Genomic DNA, 2151 nt, shown 5'->3' with positions numbered 1-2151 from the left:
ACATCGTCGAGGCGACCGGGCACAGTCAGCGGCTTTGAGCGGCCGTGACCACGCTCACATTGTGAGCCGCGACACGGAAGAATGCAAGTAAACACTTGCACACGCACACGTGGCGCACCCCAGGCAGAGCCCCCGCAGGTGCGCACCGCACGCGGGTCGACCCCGCGAATCGCGGCGTCAGCCTCCTCGCCTCCCCTCGCTTTCCGGAGTACTCTTGATCCGCACTAGCCACTCGCATTCCGGAGGACTCCATGACCGCTGCACCGCCCATCCCCATGCGCGCCCGCCTCTGGGCGGAGTTCATCGGAACGTTCTGGCTGGTGTTCGGCGGCTGCGGCTCCGCGGTGCTCGCGGCGAAGGTCGTGGGCGACGACGGCGTCCAGATGGGCATCGGGTTCCTGGGCGTCGCCCTGGCGTTCGGTCTCACGGTGGTCACGGGTGCGTACGCGCTGGGCCACATCTCCGGCGGCCACTTCAACCCGGCGGTGACACTGGGCGCCCTGTGCGCGGGTCGCATCGAGGCGAAGGCCGTCGCCCCCTACATGGGCATCCAGGTCGTCGGCGGTGCGGTCGCGGCGACCGTCCTCTACCTCGTCGCCAGTGGACAGGACGGGTTCGCGATCGACCCGTCGGCGGCAGGCTCCTTCGCCACCAACGGATACAGTGACCTGTCGCCGGGCGGCTACGGCCTGCTCGCGTGCCTGGTGCTCGAAGTCGTCCTCACCGCGATCTTCCTGTGGGTCATCCTCGGCACCACCGACAAGGGCGCTCCGGCAGGTTTCGCACCGCTGGCGATCGGCCTCACGCTCACGCTCATCCACCTCATCGCGATCCCGGTGACGAACACCTCGGTGAACCCGGCACGGTCGCTTGCGGTCGCGTTCTACAACCCGGCTGCGCTGGGGCAGGTGTGGCTCTTCATCGTCGCCCCGCTGATCGGCGCCGCGATCGCGGGCCTCAGCTACAAGGCGCTCACCGCCGCGAAGGACTGACCCGCGCCCACACGGGCGCAGGCGGCCTGAGCGCCCTCTGGCCCCGCCCCCTACCGGCGGAATCCGCCTGCGCGCCGGTGCAGTGACTTCTCCGCGCCGCTCGCCACGAGCAGCAGGGACGCGAACCAGATCGCCCCGGCCGGTCCCACGGCCCACGCGATCCCGCCAGCGGCCAGGGGGATGACGACCTGTCCCATCCGGTTGCCCATGAGACGGACGGCCAGGGCGGTGCTGCGCCACGCGGTGGGCACGGATTGGACGACCAGTGTCATGGTGAGCGGTTGGCCCAGCCCCAGGAAGAAGCCGCCCACGGCCATGAGGATGATCGTCACCACGGGCCACGTGAGGGTCGACGGTGTCGCGACGATGGTGACGCCGGCGCCCAGCAGGCTCACGATCACGAGGTCGCTGCGCCGGTACCGGGCGGACATCCACGGCAGGCAGATCCTCGATGCGATCGTCGCGCCCGCCCGCACCGCGAGGAAGACCCCCACCCACACAGGGGCGACCCCGTGCTGCTCCCCCACGACCGGGAGGAACGCGATGAGGAGGTCGGCCATCGTGAGCAGTGCCAGGGACGCGATCATGTGGGAGGGGATCATGGGCAGTCGCATGATGCGCAGCATCGTCGGCTTGCCGACGGACGTCCCCTCCGGCGCCGAGGCCCCCTCCGGCCCGCCTGCCTCGTCCCGTTGCGAGACGCCGGCCTCCAGACTGCTCACGAATCGGGTCTGACAAGATGATCACTCCGGCGAGCTCGTCACCGACTGATACGTAGACGGCCGTCTCCCCAGCTGAGAGTACGGGTGGATCGATCGGCCCGGTCACCTCTTCGATAAATGAGGGCTTGCCCACTCGCACCGAGGTGCCGTCTGCCAGGGAGGCGAGGACACCGTTTGTTGCCACCTCGTCGGCCGTCACCACTTCGGGAAGCTTAAGTTGCTGTGTGCGTGCCGATGCCACGATCGGATCGGCGAACACGTGCACGGAGTACTGCTCGGCGGCGGCCGCGAGCTGCAGCGTCTCGTCTGCGGTGCGAGCAGCAGGGTGAATCTCGACGACGTCGGCTTTACCTTCGGTCAAGGTGCCGGTCTTGTCGAATGCGACTGCACGGACCCGGGCGAGCACCTCTAACACGCCACCGTCTTTGATGATGACG

At 68.7% G+C, this 2151-nt stretch carries 2 protein-coding genes and 1 pseudogene; 1 reads left to right on the top strand and 2 read right to left on the bottom strand.

Translation table 11 applies throughout. The features are described 5' to 3' along the window. Window positions 1–251: 251 nt before the first annotated feature. A complete protein-coding gene (gene aqpZ / locus HGBR_RS10570; protein WP_019159317.1) occupies window positions 252–992 on the top strand; it encodes an aquaporin Z in 741 nt (246 codons plus the stop codon). 50 nt (window positions 993–1042) lie between these two features. On the opposite strand, the gene HGBR_RS17515 is transcribed toward aqpZ, so the two are convergent. After that, on the bottom strand, window positions 1043–1714 hold the full coding sequence (locus HGBR_RS17515) for an MFS transporter (protein WP_019159316.1): 672 nt from the start codon (window positions 1712–1714) through the stop codon (window positions 1043–1045). Window positions 1715–1772: 58 nt separating this feature from the next. After that, window positions 1773–2120 (bottom strand): annotated as a pseudogene (locus tag HGBR_RS19540) (HAD family hydrolase); the annotation flags it as partial. Window positions 2121–2151: the final 31 nt, after the last annotated feature.

The organism is Brevibacterium senegalense (assembly GCF_000285835.1).
Lineage (GTDB): Bacteria > Actinomycetota > Actinomycetes > Actinomycetales > Brevibacteriaceae > Brevibacterium > Brevibacterium senegalense.
The sequence above is the reverse complement of the archived record's forward strand: the minus strand, read 5'-3'. Positions and strand labels throughout refer to the sequence as shown.